The sequence below is a fragment of the Maridesulfovibrio zosterae DSM 11974 genome (genome assembly GCF_000425265.1).
In the GTDB taxonomy this organism is placed as follows: domain Bacteria; phylum Desulfobacterota; class Desulfovibrionia; order Desulfovibrionales; family Desulfovibrionaceae; genus Maridesulfovibrio; species Maridesulfovibrio zosterae.
The window spans coordinates 72696-90732 of the sequence record NZ_AUDC01000012.1 but is presented as its reverse complement, the minus strand read 5'-3'; the positions used below and the strand labels follow the sequence as shown (position 1 = coordinate 90732).

The 18037-nt window shown below is 41.4% G+C and carries 16 protein-coding genes; 1 reads left to right on the top strand and 15 read right to left on the bottom strand.

Going from position 1 to position 18037, the window contains the following annotated elements:
- Positions 1-18 precede the first annotated feature (18 nt).
- From H589_RS0107230 to H589_RS0107180, 11 genes are all read right to left on the bottom strand, one after another.
- The gene (locus H589_RS0107230; protein ID WP_027721401.1) at positions 19-354 is read right to left on the bottom strand and encodes a hypothetical protein; all 336 of its coding nucleotides are present in this window, start codon (positions 352-354) and stop codon (positions 19-21) included.
- A 22-nt stretch (positions 355-376) separates the two neighbouring features.
- Complete coding sequence (locus tag H589_RS0107225) at positions 377-1450, bottom strand: zinc-ribbon domain-containing protein (protein WP_027721400.1); 1074 nt, start codon at positions 1448-1450, stop codon at positions 377-379.
- A 90-nt stretch (positions 1451-1540) separates the two neighbouring features.
- A complete protein-coding gene (locus H589_RS0107220; protein ID WP_027721399.1) occupies positions 1541-2728 on the bottom strand; it encodes a glycosyltransferase in 1188 nt (395 codons plus the stop codon).
- Between the two features lie 5 nt (positions 2729-2733).
- Complete coding sequence (locus H589_RS0107215) at positions 2734-3819, bottom strand: glycosyltransferase family 4 protein (protein WP_027721398.1); 1086 nt, start codon at positions 3817-3819, stop codon at positions 2734-2736.
- A gap of 145 nt (positions 3820-3964) precedes the next feature.
- Positions 3965-4504, bottom strand: coding sequence for a flagellar export chaperone FliS (gene fliS / locus H589_RS0107210; protein ID WP_027721397.1), 540 nt, complete (start codon positions 4502-4504; stop codon positions 3965-3967).
- 81 nt (positions 4505-4585) lie between these two features.
- Positions 4586-6316, bottom strand: a complete 1731-nt coding sequence (gene fliD, locus H589_RS0107205; RefSeq protein ID WP_027721396.1) for a flagellar filament capping protein FliD — start codon at positions 6314-6316, stop codon at positions 4586-4588.
- Between the two features lie 214 nt (positions 6317-6530).
- A complete protein-coding gene (locus tag H589_RS0107200; RefSeq protein ID WP_027721395.1) occupies positions 6531-7412 on the bottom strand; it encodes a flagellin in 882 nt (293 codons plus the stop codon).
- Between the two features lie 212 nt (positions 7413-7624).
- On the bottom strand, positions 7625-8434 hold the full coding sequence (tsaB, locus tag H589_RS0107195; RefSeq protein WP_027721394.1) for a tRNA (adenosine(37)-N6)-threonylcarbamoyltransferase complex dimerization subunit type 1 TsaB: 810 nt from the start codon (positions 8432-8434) through the stop codon (positions 7625-7627).
- Positions 8431-9501, bottom strand: coding sequence for an RIP metalloprotease RseP (gene rseP / locus H589_RS0107190; RefSeq protein ID WP_027721393.1), 1071 nt, complete (start codon positions 9499-9501; stop codon positions 8431-8433). The genes tsaB and rseP overlap by 4 nt, the downstream gene beginning before the upstream one ends.
- Before the next feature lie 2 nt (positions 9502-9503).
- Positions 9504-10712 carry a 1-deoxy-D-xylulose-5-phosphate reductoisomerase gene (locus H589_RS0107185; RefSeq protein ID WP_027721392.1) on the bottom strand — a complete coding sequence of 403 codons (1209 nt, stop codon included), beginning with the start codon at positions 10710-10712 and terminating at the stop codon, positions 9504-9506.
- Between the two features lie 45 nt (positions 10713-10757).
- Positions 10758-11561 (bottom strand): phosphatidate cytidylyltransferase, encoded by an 804-nt coding sequence (locus H589_RS0107180; protein WP_027721391.1) that lies wholly within the window; start codon positions 11559-11561, stop codon positions 10758-10760.
- A 464-nt stretch (positions 11562-12025) separates the two neighbouring features.
- Between H589_RS0107180 and H589_RS0107175 the strand changes: the two genes are divergently transcribed.
- Complete coding sequence (locus tag H589_RS0107175) at positions 12026-13765, top strand: HD family phosphohydrolase (protein ID WP_156891677.1); 1740 nt, start codon at positions 12026-12028, stop codon at positions 13763-13765.
- A gap of 223 nt (positions 13766-13988) precedes the next feature.
- On the opposite strand, the gene H589_RS0107170 is transcribed toward H589_RS0107175, so the two are convergent.
- Genes H589_RS0107170 through H589_RS0107155 form a run of 4 tightly spaced genes read right to left on the bottom strand, consistent with a single transcriptional unit; the run spans position 13989 to position 17781 of the window.
- Complete coding sequence (locus tag H589_RS0107170) at positions 13989-14630, bottom strand: hypothetical protein (RefSeq protein WP_027721389.1); 642 nt, start codon at positions 14628-14630, stop codon at positions 13989-13991.
- A 21-nt stretch (positions 14631-14651) separates the two neighbouring features.
- Positions 14652-15767 carry a hypothetical protein gene (locus H589_RS0107165; protein ID WP_027721388.1) on the bottom strand — a complete coding sequence of 372 codons (1116 nt, stop codon included), beginning with the start codon at positions 15765-15767 and terminating at the stop codon, positions 14652-14654.
- A 4-nt stretch (positions 15768-15771) separates the two neighbouring features.
- Positions 15772-15990: a hypothetical protein gene (locus H589_RS0107160; protein WP_027721387.1), complete on the bottom strand. Its 219-nt coding sequence runs from the start codon at positions 15988-15990 to the stop codon at positions 15772-15774.
- A 21-nt stretch (positions 15991-16011) separates the two neighbouring features.
- Positions 16012-17781, bottom strand: coding sequence for an SH3 domain-containing protein (locus tag H589_RS0107155; protein ID WP_027721386.1), 1770 nt, complete (start codon positions 17779-17781; stop codon positions 16012-16014).
- Between the last annotated feature and the right edge of the window lie 256 nt (positions 17782-18037).

The following is an 18037-nucleotide window of genomic DNA, read 5'->3' as shown; positions in this document are numbered from 1 at the left end:
TTAAAGAGTCGCCCTTTATTATTGGATCAGTTTGGTTGGCGATGGTGCGGCCTGCATGGATTCAAGTATCTGTTCTTTGGATTGAATCAGGCTTTGCCTAAGTTCCATCTTTCGTTGAACAGAGAGTTTTTTGAATTCAGGTTGCCTTGTCAGTTCAGTCAATTGTATCATTTCACCTTTGATTCGTTCCACTCTGCTAAGCAGGTCGCTTTCAGGTGAGCTGACTTGAGAACAGGCTTCTGCAAGTTCAGAAATTTCTCTGGCCATAGCCCTGAAATTTCTGGGGTTGATCTCTTTCGCAAGTCTGATGCGTTCTTTCACATTAAAAATCAACCCGTTAATCCATCCAAACATAAATTAATCCTCAACAGAGCTGTTAAATTGTCGGCTGATTAAAATTCATATAAAAGCCGAGAATGACCAATAGTAGCACAACAGGCATCACCATTGAAAGCACAACTCTCATGTATGTCGTATTATGTATGTTTTTGTATGCAATGATCGAAATAGCAACACTTAAAATTGCTCCGATCATATCACCTACAACAGGCAGCACACTCAGAATTATGGGGGCATACGAGTATGCCGTAGCCCTGAATGTTGCCTGATATCCACGGTCTCCTGCACCGAAAACCATGAGCATGATGTGAGTTATTCCAATCAGAGGAAAGCTTATTCCTGCCAGCATTAAAGGGTATAACAGTAGCGAGAACAGTGCTGACGATGTGCCTTCTTTTAATGATTCGGAAATAACAGAATTATTAACCATGTTTCCCACTTCGGAACCAATATTTGAATCTATTCCCGACATGGTCCAAATAAAATTACATATTTCCTGAAATTCCGCCAGTAGGAGAAAAAATATAAGTGGTTTAATGAACCCACGTAGTTCCATTCCCTGAAAAAAAGATGCAGGGGAGATGATAATTTTTTTGATTGTCATGAAAATTCCGGGGAAAAATCCGTATTTTTCAAGATTTTCAAATGGTACTTCCTGTGCGGAAATATTGTTATTCTCTATTTCATCATCTTCCTGAGAGAGACTGTTTTCAGGTTTCATTGAATGAAGTCTTTGCCAGATATCTTTCTTTTCTTCCTGAATCTGTTCTTCATGTATACTTTGGGGTTGTTCAGGCTCTTCCTGATCGGAAGTATATTCCGCTTGAAGGGTTTCATCCATATTTGGATTTTCTTCTGCAAAACCATGCTCATTATATGGTTCAGTCTCATCAGTAGAAGACTCGTCGATCGAGGATTGATACTCATATGTTTCTTCAGGAGATGCAGAAGATTCAAATTCCATATCCGGTTCAAGGGCTGATTCAGGGCCCAATTCACGGAATTGAAATTTGATCTGACATTTAGGACAGGTTGCAAGCTGAGCATTGGCCGGGATTTTATCCTCGGGAATCTCGCTGCTGTAATTACACTCGGGACAAGTAACTTTCATATTAAATCCTTGAAGCTGTTTGTCTGGATATTTTGGTCAGACCTAATAAATTTTATACTGTTAGGCAATGCCAATTGTACATGTTCACTCTTAGAAATTTAACTCTGGCAGAATTACAGGCGCGTTAGGATACATTTTTAAAGGCTTAAGTATACTTGTTGCCAAGTTTGGAAATTCTTTTCCCAATTGATGTTTGAAACGCCCATCAGTTGCAACATTAAATGATTCAAGTTTTGATTCAATGTGGCTTCTGCTTTTAAGCAGATGTGTCAGATGACTGATATATGCCATAGAGGCAATTCCTGATGCGTTTTTAAGACCTTGTAGTTGTTCGTGAATTTTATTTTCAAACATAAGCTCATCTGAATTACGAAAAAAACGCATTTGCAGGTCCGGCCACAATCCGTATCCGGCGCGACAATGATTTTCATCAGGGTAAAAGGTTAGGCGGGGCAGATACCAACTGCTGCATTCATTATAAGAAGCAAGGCTGCGTAGTAATGCCCATCCTTCCTGATGCAGACGTTCATCCGCATCTAAATAAAATATCCACTCACCGCTGCATCGGCTTAACATGCGGTTTCGCTGCTTGCCGAAGTCTGCATTAAGAGGATGATGTCTGTTAATTATTCTTACTCCGGACTGATGGCTTAGTTTCGGGTAATCATTTTCATTACAGCAATCCCAGACAAGTATAATTTCGTGCAGCCAGCCAGGGAAAGAATTTATAAACTTATCAAGGTCAGGTTCGTTTGGGCTGAGTATTGCTGCACCGGAAATAGTTATGTCTTTATTTGTTTCAGGCAAGGTTATTTCTTTCAGGCCGGAAAATATTTTTTGCAATTTTTGATGTTCTGTTTTGCTGTCATTTCTTAGATCTGGATTAAGTATAAGATGGCAGTTTGCAGTATTGTATCCATTTTGTCCAAGTAGCATAAGTATGGACCACATCGATGAATCCGTAAGTAGAAATGTATTGGGAGTTTCTGAAATAATTTTTAATACTTGCTTTTCAGCAGTGCGGATATGGTCTGGATACAGGCCGCAAATAATCAGCTTTAAATGATCCTGTTTATTTAGAGCAATATTTTTAATCAGTTTTCCATCTGTAAAGCCGAAAATTATGAGCGCATCAGCACTTCTTCTTTCGGCAAATTTAAGATGCTGAATGGTAGCCTTTTCAATATCTGCTTCTGGAGAAAAGACTTCTCTTCCATGTTGACCGGAAAGTTTGAAGGCTAAAATTTGTTTGGAATATGTGTCGAAAATATGGCTCATAGTAATTATCTGATTCGTTTTTGATCTAGAAGTTCCATATAAATGTGAGCCAGTTTTTTGACAATCCTTTGTGCATTGAACTGTTTTGCAGCTTTTGCACGACCTTTCTCGCCCATAATTTTAGATTCATTTGGATGAGTCAGCAGGAAACGCACAGCTTCTGCATATTCTTGAGTGCTTTTGGCTACAATTCCAGTCTCACCATGATCTACAAGCTCAAGTTGCGCGTTATCACGCAACCCTTTACTTGGATGCGTAATGACAGCTAGTCCTGCAGCCATAGCTTCAGCAATGACAAGGCCGAATGATTCTCCTGTGTCGTTGGCATGGGCAAGGAATGAAACTGAATTCAGGAAGAGTGAAACCTCAGTATCCGTTAATACAGGAGGTAGAAAATTTACATATTCCCCAAGTTCATGGTCACGGACAAAACTTTCGGCTTCAGGAATTGCTCCGATAATGTTGTAATTAAATGGAGCGATTTTTTTTTGAAGTACCAGACCTTTTAATATGGGTAAAAAATCAAGAGCAAATTTAGACCATTTGCCTTTGTCTGCACGAGAAATTCTTCCGAAGGTATTTGCCGGAAAAATTCTGTCTGATGGACAATTTTTTTTGAATAAATCTGTATCAACCGGATTATATAGTACTGAATATTTGGGTTCAACAGCGGGGATACCGTTCACCGTTTCAAATCTTTCGGCGCAAAAATGTGAGACAAACAAGTGCCGGTCAATCAATTTTCCTTCAGGACTGGGATCATGATGACCGAAAACGTTTGTTTCGACCAGAACAGGGATGCCAGCCAGTTTGTACGGTCTTAGAGAACCTGGTTCTGCCCAGCCCGCGCGGTGAATATGTACAATCTGAGGACGAAATTTTTCTAGAAGAGGCAGCAGAGCCAGACCTATGAAAGTATCAATACCGGCTAGCCTCAGTAATTTGGCTCTGGGGCCGTCTATCGGTGAGTATACAGCAACTTTGAATTTGCTCCTGTCCAGATTGCTGACAAAGGATTGCATTACCTTTTCGGTTCCGCCCAGACCAAGGGAGGAGACAACATGGAGTACTTTGATTTTGGTATCTGGCATGATCAGAAAGAAATGACAGATTAGTTCGATGAAGTAAAGATTCAGAGTTTTTACTATTGAGAAGTATGCTTTGAAGGGATTACAGAAAAAGCCCCTGCAAAACAGGGGCTTCCAATTTTCATATAAGCAGGAGCTTCGTTTCTTACTACCTTCCGCCGTATGCGTTTGCTGCCTTTTTAAGGCGCATGGTATTCGGTGCGGGCATAGATTGCGCATTAGGCATTCCATAACCGGGATCATTAACAAAACTACGTCTTATGTTAGTACTTCCGCTACTGGAAACAGACTGAGTTTCCATTGGAACGGCAGCCTGTGCTTCCTCTGTAGGAATTATTTCTCTGTATGCTGAAGCAATTCCATCAATTATTGTTATCACTTCATCAAGCTTGGTTGTATCCATTTTGAGGTTGGCCTGCAAAAGTCTGGTGTTGCAGAACAGGTAAAGCTGGCTGAGGTTTTCAGCAAGGCTTCCACCTTTTTCTTTATTAAGACTTGAGGTCAATTCGGAGATAACTTCTATGGCCTTGGAGATAAGGATACCCTTTGCTGCGTAATCCTTTTCATCAATTTTAATTTTAGCCTGCTTCATGAATTTAATTGCTGCATCATAAAGCATAAGGAGAAGTTCTCCTTTGGAAGTGGTATGGACCTGAGTTGAAAGATAAGCGTGTGCTGCTTTGTGCATTTATTGCTCCTCCTGATTTACTCATCGGTCGATCTTTCAGGAAACATTAGAGGGATTTTTAAATTTTTCTAATTTTTTTATTTAACCTTGTGTCAGCTGATTAATGCTTGATGCAAGTTGTGCTTGCTGTCCCTGATATTTACCGAGCAAGGTATCAAGACGTGAGAATTTATCTTTGAGCATACGTTCTTTATTGTCAACACGGCGCTCTTCTCTTTCAATTTTGGTATCAATATTCTTAATAATAGTTTTGTAGTTGTCCTCAAGGATGCTCAGGGGACCTTCCTCACCGGTCATTTCGGTGAGAGCCTCACTCATTTCACCTATCTTACCTAGCTTGAGGTGGACATTGATAGCGTCTGCTGCGCTGCTGTTAGAGTTTCCGAAGACGCCGTCTGCACGACTTTCAACACGCAGTGCAATACCAGACTCTGGATTTCCAGGTTTACCGGTAATCTGCCATGTATTTGAATCCACCAGCGCTTCATGCCCATCAATGGTTGCCGAAATGAGTTTTCCGCCGGAAATTTCGTACTGGACATTATATTCGCCCGGTTTTGAAACTCCTGAAATTTGAGACAAAAATGCAATCTCAGGAGATTCACTTTCTCCCTGATAATTTGTTGCAAATAGCTGAGCCACACCCATCGGGTCATTTTTAAGTGCCTTGTCTAGGTCTTCGTCTTTGATTTCCAATAAGCCAGACTTGTCACCACCTGAGTCCGCATTGGTCAAAATTCCTAATTGCGAGAGTGCAGAATATTTATCACCGGAAGTATGTCCTGCAGTGTCTTCAGTATACCATGAAAACCCGATAGCTTTATTCGAAATAATATCTTTAAGACGTTGTCCAACAAGAAGTTCAACACCGTAGTTACCAGTTAACAGCGATCCATTTGCACTGTCAGAAGTGGTATCAACGGCCGTTAAGTCCATAATCATCGTCCTTACTTTGTTGTTCTCCTCGACAAATTTTTCAATATTCTCCTTCATCCCTGATGAATCAGTGGTAATACCGAGACTTATGGCGGAGCCGTTTGTAGGCTTTTTTAAATTTAATGTTATACCGTCAATAGCATCGGAGATAGAGTTTGTATCACGTTCTATCCATTCAGCTGCACCCGGTGGGTATCCATCAACTTTAATCTGTGCATTCTGGGCGGACTGTGTTTCCAGAAAACTTGCCGGAGGATATATCATCCCTGACGTATTGGATATTACAAGCTGATTATCTTCACCAAGATCCATTCCGTATATTTGTAAGTGAAATTTTTCTCCATCGTTGATGGTTGAAGCCCTGATTACATCACGGGTATCAGCATGAGCGTTAATCATACTGACGAAACCTTCCATGGTAGTGCCTGCAGGAATATTACTGAGGGTGATTGATTCACCTTTGTATGAAAAAGAAAATTGTCCTGTAGATGAAAAAATAGAGTCTTTAAGAGAATCCGTACCAAATTGTACGACTTTAACATCGTTCTGGGCCAACTGGTTTATCTCAATGGTATGGGCACTTACCAGTGCTTGACTGTTTGCTGTTGCAGTGAGGCTGTCTTCATCGGATGAGGTTGCTGATCTGGTCATGAACTCATCAAGAGTGTCCATAGACTTAAGAGTCGTCTGCAGAGATAAGAGAGCTGTGTTAAGTTCTTGAAATTTATCAATTTTACTTGACCAGGATGTCTTCCAGCTTTCGAGTCTGTTTATGTTTATACGTTCGAGCTTGACCAGACCTTCAATCATTGTATTGAAGTCTGTGCCTGAGCCAAGCCCTGCAAAGCTTATATTTCCTGAGGTGTAATCAGACATACTATTCTCCGGGAATAATTTTCCCTGGTTATTATCTCACCTCAATGTATGCAAACAGAGTGCCATTGTTTGGATACATGTTGTCGGAAATGAATTAAGACAACTTCCTCTGCCGAGAGTTTATGAATTTATTAAGGAAGCCGGGCCGAATACTCGGGCCCGGCTTTTCATTGTCTGACTTTTCCAGAATTATTATGCTGTCAGTGACGGATTGTTATCCGATGAGCTGCATTGCCATTCTGGGCATGCCGTTTGCCTGTGAGAGCATAGCTACTGCAGACTGGGTCAGAATCTGATTACGAGTGAACTCGGTCATTTCAGTTGCTACATCAACATCAGAGATGCGTGATTCAGCAGCCTGAATGTTTTCTGACTGGATTGACAGGTTGGTAATAGTGTTTTCCAATCTGTTCTGCAGTGCACCGAGGTTAGCGCGGATCTTATCCTTGGAGGTGATCGCGTTGGTCAGCTTGTCAAGAGATTCCTGTGCCATTTGCTGAGTGGAAATTGAGTTACCGGCGGCAAGCCCAACACCCAGAGCGGAAGCAGTAGATGTGCCAATGGAAACATAATAGTAATCTTCTGCAGAGTCGTTAGCGGTACCGAAGTGAACCTTGACTGGACCAGTCGAAGTCAGCCCGCTACCTTCGTGAGAAGAAGTTGCTCCAGACATGTTACCATTAAGCAGGTGAATACCATTAAAGTCAGTTGCGTTTGCAATACGAGTGATTTCTGATGCCATTGCCTGATACTCGGAGTCGATGATCAAACGCTGGCTAGAGTTGTAGGTACCGGTTGATGCCTGTGTTGCAAGTTCCTTCATACGAATGAGCTTTTCATCGATAACACCCAGAGCGCCGTCAGCGGTCTGGATCATGGAAATTGCATCGTTGGCGTTACGGATACCCTGATTAAGAGACTTTACGTCTGCACGCATAAGTTCTCTAATTGCGAGTCCTGCAGCATCATCAGCAGCGGTTCCTACGCGAAGACCTGAAGACAGGCGACGTGTAGACACACCGAGGTTACCGTATGATTCCTGCAAGTTGCGCGAAGCATTCGCGGCCATCATGTTGTGATTAATTACTAAAGACATGTTTTCCTCCTTGAAGTGATCTTTGGCTTCCTTGCCAAAAACATTGCCTTGGAACCAAGGTTCACAAAGCTAACTGGTCCATCGTTGCAAACTTGATCGTCTGAAATATAGATTTCTTTAGGGTAATGAAGGTAATTTTTTTTATTAAATAAAAAAAGGGACCTCCGTTTATGGAGATCCCTTTTTAGAATATAAATTTTTATTAAATATGATTAACGTGGGGTTACATGCGCCAACCTTTTACGTGCCTCATCAAGAGGGATTCCGCTTTTGCCTGCAATATATTCCAGATTTTCTTCTGCATCAGATCCGCGCAGGTACATAGGCACAGGCATAGTGTCTGAGTATTCTGCATGTAAGGCAGCATCAAGAATATCATGTGCTTGCGGTGTATTGAATATGCTTGGCATTTTTATGAAGTCAGAGGTCTCAGCAAAGAACTCATCGAAAAAAGCTTTGTTTCTACTTAACCCGCTTCCGGCAACCAAGGCCTTAGGCTGTTTAAAAGATTTTATTAACTGCACAGCTTCTTCTACAGAAACCGGTAGCGGGGGAGTCAGTGCTGAAAGTATATCCGTCTCACTATCAAGTTGTTCAAAACCCTGAATATAGACTTTCATCCGGCGTGAATGAGTAACTGCCCATACAGGTAGATTTTTGACTGTCGCCGGTCCCTTAGCAATCAAAGGCAGATACTCCATCGCGGCAATCTTAGCTCCGTTTCCGGCAATCAGGCCTGCTGCAGCTGAAAAAACAAGTCGTAACCCTGTAAAACTTCCCGGTCCGGCAGCAAGGGCAACGCGTGAAACATCTGCGGCAGTACAACCGAACAGGTTAAGAGAGTCTCTGATGGACGGGATGATGAAATTTACAGAACGCCCCGGAACAACCAGTGTTTTAGACTCAATCAATTCATATTGCTCATCTTCATCTTCGCGTCTGGCAATGATGATCTGCAAGCTTTCTTCTGTTCCATTAATGGCTAACAGAAGGTCGTTTTTATTTTCAGAAAAGGAACTCATTTACTGCTCAAAGTCCTTACTATATCATTAAAAATTGCAAAGGCCATAAGGCTGAAAAGGAGAAGCAATCCCACTCTGGTCGCTGCGGCCTGTAGTTTTTCACTAATCGGTCTGCGAAGTATTGTCTCAAGACTGAAGAACATGAGGTGCCCACCGTCGAGGACCGGAATAGGCAGAAGGTTAAGCAGGCCTAAATTAATACTGATGAAAGCCGTGAATTGTAAAAGTTGTAATAATCCACGTTCAGACTGCTGCTTAATAGCCTGTGCAATCATAATCGGTCCGCCTATAGAGTCCATAGGGACAACCCGTTCAACCATTTTGACAATACTTGTGCAGATAAGTTTGGTAACACTCCAGGTTTGTTCTGCCGCCGCTGCTGCACCGGATACTCCGCTGAGTTCGACTGTTTTAGAATCTCCTGAAGCAACAATACCTACAACCGGGCGCCTGATTGTTTCCCCAAAAATATTTTTCAGTTCCTGAACTTGCGGTTTAACAATGAGACTTTCTTTTTGACCATCTCTAAGCACGGTAAAGTTAAGAGAATCGCTTTTACTGGTTTGGATAGTGTTGGCAAGGTCGCTCCAGAAGACAATCTTTTTGCCTTGAATGGATAATACCTCGTCATTGACTTTTACCCCGGCCTGAAAAGCGGGACTGTTCGGCTGAAGTTCTCCAACTATTGGAGCAAGTCCCATCTGTCCATGAGTGATGATTATTCCCCAGAAGATGAGCCATGCAAGTACAAAGTTGAAAATGGGTCCGGCAGCAACAACCAGCATGCGATGCCATGGAGGACGGCTCATGAAAAGTTCTTTTTTCGTGAATCCGTTTTCCTCGGTCATATCCCTGTCTTCACCGGCAAGGCTTACATAACCGCCTAAAGGAATGAGGGATAACTTATAGTTGGTTGCCCCCCATGTGAATCCGGCTATTTTAGGGCCGAATCCAAGGGAGAAAGCTTTAACACCTATTCCAAGTATACGGGCTACAAGGAAGTGTCCAAGCTCATGGAAAAAAATAAGACCACCTAGAACCAGAATAAAATCAAGTATCCATGTCATATTTATCCCTGATTAATGGAATCCATCACATCGCGTCTGGTTTTTATATCCAGCTCCAGTACCGCACCTGCTTCACTTACGTCACATCCGCAATGACTTTCAAGAGCATTACCTATAATTGCCGGAATGTCAGTGAATCCGATTTTTTCATGTAAAAATAAATCTACAGCTACTTCATTGGCCGCATTGAGAACAATGGGATGGCTCTGGCCTGCAGCAAATGAATCCGCTGCGTGTTTCAGGCAGGGAAAAACATTGAGGTCTGGTTTTTCAAAAGTCAAAGTTCCTACTTCGGCAAGGTTGAGCTGTTTAAGCTCAAGAGGAACTCGCTTCGGAAAGCACATGCAGAAAGCAATGGGAATCTGCATATCCGGCACACCGAGGTGACCGAGCTGAGATCCGTCAACATATTCAACTAGAGAGTGAATGATGGACTGTGGATGAACCACAACATCAATCTGTTCTGGCGGCAGGCCGTAAAGATGGCATGCTTCTATAAATTCCAGCCCCTTATTCATAAGAGTGGCGGAATCAATGCTGATTTTTGCTCCCATATCCCAGTTAGGATGGGCAAGAGCCTGTTCACGGGTAACTGATTTTAAAAAATCCCAGTCTTTTCCTCTGAAAGGTCCGCCGGACGCAGTCAGAATCAGTCTGCTGACATCTTTACCGTCATGACCTGCAAGGCCTTGAAATAATGCATTGTGTTCAGAATCAACAGGAAGAATAGTTGCTCCTGTTCTGTGACATGCTGCGCGGATAATATGCCCGCCCAGAACCAGTGATTCTTTGTTGGCAAGAGCGATCATTTTGCCTTTTTCAGCTGCTGCCAGAGTAGGTTCAAAACCTGCTGCACCGACAATGGAAGAAAGTACAAGTGAAACTTCTTCAAGGGTGGCGAGGGTTATATATGCATCCGGTCCGGTCAGTATTTCCGGAGAATAGTCAGCCGGCAACAGACTTTTAAGTTCTTTGGCAGCTTTATCATTTAACACAGCAAGGTAGGCTGGGCGGTGTTTTATGGCCTGCTTTGCAAGCAGAGATGCGTTTCTGGCCCCTGCCAGTGCTACGATTTTAAAAAGATCAGGGTGCTGTTCGATTACTTTCAGTGTACTTGTTCCGATGGATCCGGTACTTCCCAGAATTGATACTGTTCTGGGGAATTCAGGCAATTTGGCATTAGCCGGCCATGGTGAAATATATGTTTGCAAGTTGATATATCCGTCTGGGTTATGAGCTTATTGGGTTATGCTCTGTTAAAAAAAAGCGTAAGTCTGTCTTGCCAGAATGTATACGGGCAGAGCAAGGACAAGGCTGTCGATGCGATCCAGAACTCCTCCGTGGCCCGGCAGGATTTTTCCTGAATCTTTAATCTGGAGCTTACGTTTTAAGGCTGATTCAAAAAAGTCACCCATCTGGGCGGCAATGTTTAGGGAAGCGGCAAGTGTCACCCAAAGAACAATGGGGGCATGTCCGAAAATTTTACCGAAAACAGTGCAGCAGATAATGCAACCTATAAAGCCCCCGAAAGAGCCCGCCCATGATTTTTTAGGGCTTATTGCCGGCCAGATCTTCTTTTTGCCGAAAAATGTTCCGGCATAAAAAGCAACTGTATCTGATGCCGAGGCTGAAAGTAAAACAAAAAGAATCTCCCAGCTGTTCATAGATGTAATGAATTGAAGAGTTACCGGAATATAGACCAGTCCTGCAAAAAGAATCAGGCTGTCATGATATGATGCCTTATCAGGTGCAGAACTGAAAGAAAAAAGAAACCTGAAGTTAAACAACCAGAAAGCTCCAAGCATTATGAGCAGCATCCAGACCGGAGAAACCAGAGCGGAGGTAATAATAATTCCTGCTCCGGACGCAAGTCCGACTATTCTGGAAAGTCTGTTGGAACTGTCCTGCCAAAACATGGAATAGAATTCGTGAAGTGCAACAACACTGAAAATTGTTACGGCTCCCGTAAGAACGTAGCCGCCCATGATCAGGGCAGTGGCAAGTGTCGCCACGAGAAGCAATGCTGTGATGATTCTTTGGTGAAGGCTGCTAAGGGGCATGAAATCCTCGGTTAAAATTTCCTAAATATGTACTGAATAATACGGTGCTACTTCCAAAAACTATTCGTCTGTAGTCAAATTAAGCTTATCAAATCTAGAAATTAAAGCTTAAAACCAGTTTATTAGTCATAAAATGAATTTAAACTGACAAAAAACTCCATTTTTATAATTCATTAATAGTTATCGGGCAAGTCGTAAGAAGTTAATTTTAAATATAAGTTTTATCATAATTATCACTAAATTTGTCTTGCTTGCTCAGGCATATTTTAGTCTATTCTTAGATTACGGAATATTTTTTCACTAAGGGATTAATTTCTATATTTACATTAGGTAAAATTGGAAATTATTTTTTTAGATAATTAGCAACTAATTGAAATTGTTTGCTCTTGCTGTATTTTAATTGTAAAATTGTATAAGATGATGTTAAATTGGCAGTAAGTTTGAGGGTCGGGTCTTGGGAGGACATGATTTTGCAAAGCAAAATAGCTGAACTAGCGGCAGCAAGTACTGCTGATATTGAAAAGATTCTTGATGATGCTATCATTAAGTCCGGTAAAGCCGGATGTCGCAGAGCTATTGAAAGTTTGTCCTGTCCGATTAAAGCAATGTTTGCAGACTTAATAGGTGTTCAAGCGAGTCTTGTGGACCGCCTTACCGAGATCGGATTAGCTCTGTCCGGGGAAACTCGGGTGGAGAGACTCTTGGAAATGATAGTTGATGAAGCCCGGGTTCTTACCAAGGCCGATGCGGGAACTTTATATATAGTAGATAAGGATAGCCGGAAGCTTAATTTTTCTATTCTACAGAATGACACCATGAAAGTGCGTATGGGGGGAAGTAGTGGTAATGAAATCAGCCTTCCTCCTGTACCGCTATACTCAGCAGGAAACAAACCAAATAAGTCAAATGTTTCTTCATACTGTGCACTGACCGGTGAAACCGTCAATATTGCTGATGTATACGAAGCAGATGGATTTGATTTTACCGGACCCCGAAAGTATGACGCAGCTACTGGATATCGTTCAAAATCCATGCTGGTGCTGGCCCTTAAGAATCATGAGCAGGATATTATAGGGGTCTTGCAGTTGTTGAATGCCGTTGGTGACAATGGTGAAATTATAGAATTTTCTGATAATATTGTGGACATTGTCGGTTCACTTGCTTCACAGGCAGCTATTGCCCTGACTAACACGCAGCTGATTCAAGGTCTTAAAGATCTGCTTTATTCTGTTATCCAGAGTATTGCTGCTGCAATTGATGCTAAATCTCCATATACCAACGGGCATATCGAACGAGTTGTGACTCTTACGATGATGATTGCCGATAAGGTTAATTTAACTACCGAAGGGATATATGCTGATGTGGAGTTTGCCGAAGATGAGCTTGAGGAGTTAAAGCTCGCAGCCTGGATGCACGATGTGGGTAAAATTTCTATCCCTGAGCATGTTGTCGATAAATCTACAAAGCTTGAAACTATTTTTGACCGGTGCGAGTTGGTTGATGTCAGATTCAGGCTTATTTTTGAAACGATTAAGAACAAACAGCTTGAAGAAACTATTGCAGCAATGGCAGTAGGTGCGGATGCTGAGCAGATTTCTAAAATTGAGATGCATTATGCTGTTAAAATGGAAAGGGCCGAAGATGATCGGCAGTTTATTCTTTCCTGCAATGTCCCTAAAGAATTTATGTCCGATGAGCGTATTGCAAGAGTTGAAGAAATTGCAGCGCGTACTTACGAAAGCGGGGGGGAAACATTCAACTGGCTTACTGAAGATGAAGTTAAAAATCTCTGTATCCGCAAGGGAACACTTACCGCAGAAGAACGTAAAGTTATTGAAAGTCATGCTCAGATTACTCTTGAAATGCTTAACAGATTGCCGTTTCCAAAGCGTCTTTCCCGTGTGCCGGAATACGCATCCGGTCATCATGAAAAGCTTGATGGGTCCGGGTATCCTAAAGGGCTTACTGAAAAGGAACTTCCGCTTCAGGCCCGAATTATGGCTGTGGCTGATATCTTTGAAGCTCTTACAGCCAAAGACAGGCCGTATAAGGAACCTATGAAACTGGCGCAGGCAATCAAAATACTTGGATTCATGGTTAAGGATCGTCACATTGATCCCGATGTTTGCAGTCTTTTCATTGAATCTGGATTGTATATGGAATATGCCAAAAGGGAATTAGACCCTTCACAATTTGAAGAGTAAGTCTATCTTACGATATTTTTTCTCCCATAAGAATACGTCTTGCTCAGAATATCTTTTCTTTATCTATAATAAATAAAAATGGTAGATACTCATTTAAGTATCTACCATTTTTATTCTTTTCAGGAAGGTAATTGTAACAGTAAACTACAGATGAAAATTATTAAAAGTTTTCGGAAGTCTTGAGTTCTTTTCTGAAAAGGGACAAGTCATTGAAGACTTAGTTTTATTTTTTACGTTTATTGTTGTGATCCCAGTGTTTTAGGACGGTATCAATAGTCCTCAGTCTGGCAATTTTGCGTGAAATATCGATAATGGCCAGTTTGATCAGTCGGTCCTTTTTAGGATGCATGTACTCGCCAGTGAGGTTGAGTGCATATGACTTCGGAGGATCAGATTCAACTCCTAGAAAATCTCCATTGATATCAACTAGAGCACTATATTGCTCGTAATCTTCATCATATTCGATTTCTACTTCGGACATACCTATGACTACGTAGTCAATAGCATCATCACGGGCAATGGCGATGATTTCGTTTTCGGCGACAGTCTGCTGTGATGTTGCATAGGACTGTTTACATGCATCAAGCAGGAAACCGGTAATTGCGTTATCACGATGAGTTTCAAATCCTGCTTCGTTGAATTCCTGCTGTAGAGATTTATTCAGATTGCGAGTAAGATTTTCACATTCCTGCTGGGTGAAATTTTCGCCTTTAATTCTTGGGATTAAAGCAAAGACAATAGTTGGTTTTCCTGTCTTATTATAAATTTTGTACCCGTCTTTACCTCCGCAAAATCCAGTGCTTACGAAAACAGCCACAAGCAAAATGCTTAACAAAGACGACATGGTGAATTTAACTTTGCTCATGGTTTACTCCTTGGCAGTTAATTATCTTCTGCACCCATCCAGATCTGCTAACGCATTGATCAGGCTGTTGTAAAAGTGAACATCAGAAACAGTGCTGTGTCTTTTGGCAATGGTTGCATCAACTGCTTTGATACATTTTATGATCTCTCCACCACCCTGAAGGATAGCAGCCGTCGTGTAATTGCGTTCTATATAGGGACCGAGATCGTTATCCTTAGTTCCTGTTTTAATGGTCAGGGTGTATTCCGTTTCCGGCTTAGGCATGCGCATACTTGTCTGGTATACATTGTCTTTTTCCATAAATCCAGATTTATCGGTTCCCTGCTGGAAAGTGACGCCAAACATAGAAACTGCGGCGTGAAGTGCTTTGCGGATAGCAGGAAATCTGGTTTTGGCAGGCAATACGAGGTTTTCTTCAGATAGAGCCTGCGCTGCCAGCATATGAGCAAGGGATATGTATTGTTTTGTATTCTGAATTCGTTTGATTGTTCCTTTAGACAAGGTAATATCTTTTATTTCGCAGGTCTTACTTGAGAACAGGTGCTCGAAATCAGCAAGGCAGTTACCAAGTTCGTCCTGTGCGTTTGGCTTAAGTCTTTTTTTGTCAGTAAAGAACCCTACAATTGCAGCTCTGATCTGTCCGGAAAGAGGATCAAGGCTGAAATTCTTTGTCTTATCCAGATATGGTACAGAAATGAGCATTGGCACGGAGTATACTAAAGATTCTTTTTCAGCTTGAAAAAGCAGAAAATTGAGACCGATGTATACACTGCCTTTGTACAGAATATCATCTCCTGATCCGAATTCGTCAACAAATGATATTACATTATCTACAAAGAGCAGGGGGACCAGAATTGCTGAAGGATCAAATTTTGTATTAAATCCAGCTCGTTTTATGCTTACTTCGTCATTCTTAGCAGCAGCTCTTTTCAGGAATCCAAGCACTCCTTTACGGAGTGCTTTTTTGAATTCCTTGTCTTTCAATATAACTTCAAGCTCTGCTTTGTGTCTGTCCTTTTCTTTATTTCTAACCTTGCCTATGGCTGATTGAATAATATAAAGCTCCCGTGCTTCTGCATAGGATGAACAAAGGATTGCTGAAAGCAGAATTAAAACTATACTGAGTCGGCTGAGCATAGTTTTACCACTGGTAGCCCTGAGTAGAGTTCTGGGCTTCTGTTTCTTTTATTTTTTCAGTCTTTTCTTTGGAAGACTGGCTGTCATCTTTAAGGCCTTCAGCGCACTGGTTAACATCCTGCATTGATGACTTGGCTGATTCTGCATTTTTGAAACCGCAACCAGCACCACCAAGAATAAACAGCAGTGCCATGCATAGAGCAATCAATTTTATTTTATTCATTATTTTCTCCTAAAGAACTAATTAATCGAGTTCGGCTTCTTCAATCGCAACTGATTCAGCCTTCTTTTCTACTTCCTTATAACCTTCTTCTGCTTGACTTGCGAGTCTCTTTTTAAGTCTGCTGCTCAGTTCCATCTTTTTCTGGAAGTATCTTTCAAGAATAGTAGTTATCTGGGTGTTTTTGCGGCGTGCAGTCATGATGATCTTGCTGATATCTTTACCCTGTTTAGAGATAAGTGCGGAGTTTTCTTCAATGTAGTTGTAGTCATTATTAAAGTCATTGAAAAGTGTAACAAATTTTCTAATCTGTTCCTCTGCTCTATAGATCTGCGGGAGTGCAACAACACCATAGATGGGATTACTTGCGGCATTTGCAATTAACTGAGCGATTATCAGTCCTGATTCTGTCATAATTGCTGCCTGTCGGACAGCTTCTGCAGCAACTTTATCAGCTTTTTCGTCATAGGCAGCCATGGCACTATCTATGTTACCGATTACGTTGGATGATTTGTCCATGCTCATGTCATATAATGCGTTGGATGCATGGATATTGTTAGAAAAGGTGCTGATAACGGCATCAATATTTGTAAGCTGTTTTTCCTTAAGTTTAGAAAAGGTGTTAGCTTCAGATTTAATTTTAGATTCCAGGGCCTTGAGCCTTTTTCCATTTTCTGCAATTTTTACAGATGCTTGTTCAATAGAGGTTGTCGGCTCATAGGAAAGGTCTTTAATGAATGCTTTGATAGAGATTTTTTTCATCCCTGTTGAGCATACACCTTGTGCTGTGTCCGTAGCTGTTTTGTAATCATTATTCATGGCAGCGATAGTTGCTCCAACCAGTCCCTGCAAAGCTTTTGTTTCATTAAGAGCCTTGAGCATTTTTTCTCTTATTTCAATTGTTTGCGCAGCTAGTTCTTTGCTTTGGTCAAGTTTTTTGAGAATACTGTCAAGACTGTTAGGATTATTACCCTGAGCCTTGCTCGCATTATCTAATCCTTTGACAAGGTTATCAAAAAAATTACCATTGCTGGCTTCTGCTTTCTTTTGATGCTCTGCAGTTAACTTTTCAGCCTGTTTTTTCTGCTCAGGTGTAGCTTGTTTAACTCCAAAGAAACTGCCGAATATTGCTGCAACGGCATCATTCCCAGCACTTTTTTTGCCCCCGTGAACAGATTTCTTCCCGGTTTTTTTGGTAATTTTTACTTTGTCATCACTTATCGTGGATTTGATTGTAACTGTATTAGTTTTAGCAATGGGCGAAGATGGGTCGGCGACGCAGAGTTCAGACAGAACATATCCTTCAAAAGAATCACCATGTACTTTATAAAAACCATTTTCGTAACCGATGATATCGAAAGTTGTCTGAGGTGAAATTTTAAGTGCTGTCTTACTTTTAGAGCTTGGAGTATCGTGAATTACGGCAAGTTTTTTATTTCTGCCCCTTGTTCCCAGATAGTTACCGAAATCAAGCGTGATATATTTATAAAATACAAATCCGGTTTTACCGGAACCGTCGGTGCGTTTTACTTTATACCAGCTGCCGCTTTTATCTAAAAGCTCAACCTGTGTGTTTTTTGGGAGCTTATCAATTACTGCGGTCTTGGATGAAGCTTTTTCTCTGACATTCAGAAGAAGAGTTGATTTACCTGTTACAACAGGCGTTATAACTTCTGTTTCAGTTCTGACGGCAGTTTGTACCGGAGCCTGATTGCGTGGATGTGCCTGTGGTATGCAAGCTGTAATAAAAATAGATAATATAATTGCCAGCCAGCACCATATTCTTGAAGACATGAAATACCTCCCTGTTCTCATGTAAGCAAACCAATATCCATGAAAAATTGAAATCATGGGGTTACAGTTATTTTCCCTAATCGGAAGCTATTGCACATTTTGTTGCCATTATAAAGTGTTTTAACTGGTTTTTTTGATAAAAAAGATAACGTATGAAAATACAGGATGGGAAAATATAACTCATAGGGGATTAGCAATATTTTAAGGATATTAGTATACATTCCTATACTGTGTTGAGATAGGGGATGAAAAATAT

Excerpts from the sequence above, each read along its gene's own strand:
- H589_RS0107230 (WP_027721401.1), bottom strand. The coding sequence starts at position 354 with ATGTTTGGATGGATTAACGGGTTGATTTTTAATGTGAAAGAACGCATC.
- H589_RS0107225 (WP_027721400.1), bottom strand. The coding sequence starts at position 1,450 with ATGAAAGTTACTTGTCCCGAGTGTAATTACAGCAGCGAGATTCCCGAG.
- H589_RS0107220 (WP_027721399.1), bottom strand. The coding sequence starts at position 2,728 with ATGAGCCATATTTTCGACACATATTCCAAACAAATTTTAGCCTTCAAA.
- H589_RS0107215 (WP_027721398.1), bottom strand. The coding sequence starts at position 3,819 with ATGCCAGATACCAAAATCAAAGTACTCCATGTTGTCTCCTCCCTTGGT.
- fliS (WP_027721397.1), bottom strand. The coding sequence starts at position 4,504 with ATGCACAAAGCAGCACACGCTTATCTTTCAACTCAGGTCCATACCACT.
- fliD (WP_027721396.1), bottom strand. The coding sequence starts at position 6,316 with ATGTCTGATTACACCTCAGGAAATATAAGCTTTGCAGGGCTTGGCTCA.
- H589_RS0107200 (WP_027721395.1), bottom strand. The coding sequence starts at position 7,412 with ATGTCTTTAGTAATTAATCACAACATGATGGCCGCGAATGCTTCGCGC.
- tsaB (WP_027721394.1), bottom strand. The coding sequence starts at position 8,434 with ATGAGTTCCTTTTCTGAAAATAAAAACGACCTTCTGTTAGCCATTAAT.
- rseP (WP_027721393.1), bottom strand. The coding sequence starts at position 9,501 with ATGACATGGATACTTGATTTTATTCTGGTTCTAGGTGGTCTTATTTTT.
- H589_RS0107180 (WP_027721391.1), bottom strand. The coding sequence starts at position 11,561 with ATGCCCCTTAGCAGCCTTCACCAAAGAATCATCACAGCATTGCTTCTC.
- H589_RS0107175 (WP_156891677.1), top strand. The coding sequence starts at position 12,026 with ATGATTTTGCAAAGCAAAATAGCTGAACTAGCGGCAGCAAGTACTGCT.
- H589_RS0107170 (WP_027721389.1), bottom strand. The coding sequence starts at position 14,630 with ATGAGCAAAGTTAAATTCACCATGTCGTCTTTGTTAAGCATTTTGCTT.
- H589_RS0107165 (WP_027721388.1), bottom strand. The coding sequence starts at position 15,767 with ATGCTCAGCCGACTCAGTATAGTTTTAATTCTGCTTTCAGCAATCCTT.
- H589_RS0107160 (WP_027721387.1), bottom strand. The coding sequence starts at position 15,990 with ATGAATAAAATAAAATTGATTGCTCTATGCATGGCACTGCTGTTTATT.
- H589_RS0107155 (WP_027721386.1), bottom strand. The coding sequence starts at position 17,781 with ATGTCTTCAAGAATATGGTGCTGGCTGGCAATTATATTATCTATTTTT.